The sequence below is a fragment of the [Clostridium] symbiosum ATCC 14940 genome (assembly GCF_000466485.1).
In the GTDB taxonomy this organism is placed as follows: Bacteria; Bacillota; Clostridia; order Lachnospirales; family Lachnospiraceae; genus Otoolea; species Otoolea symbiosa.
The window spans coordinates 14,159-14,383 of sequence record NZ_KE992906.1; positions in this window are offsets into that span (position 1 = coordinate 14,159).

The following is a 225-nucleotide window of genomic DNA, read 5'->3' on the forward strand; positions in this document are numbered from 1 at the left end:
TGGGGTGTGTATATGAGTCTTTCGTCCCGGTGGAGGATTGTCGTGGTATGGGGCTGCGGGGGAAGATAAAGTCTGCGGAGTACGCTCCCGCTCTGTGAAATGCATCGCGCTGCTAGGCTTGAAGAGACCTCGCCAATCAGCGATGGATTTCAACGGCATCTGCAGACTTTATCTTCCCCTCCGCCCCAAGCCCAGGTTTTCGCCGGGACGAAAGACTCAAGGCCA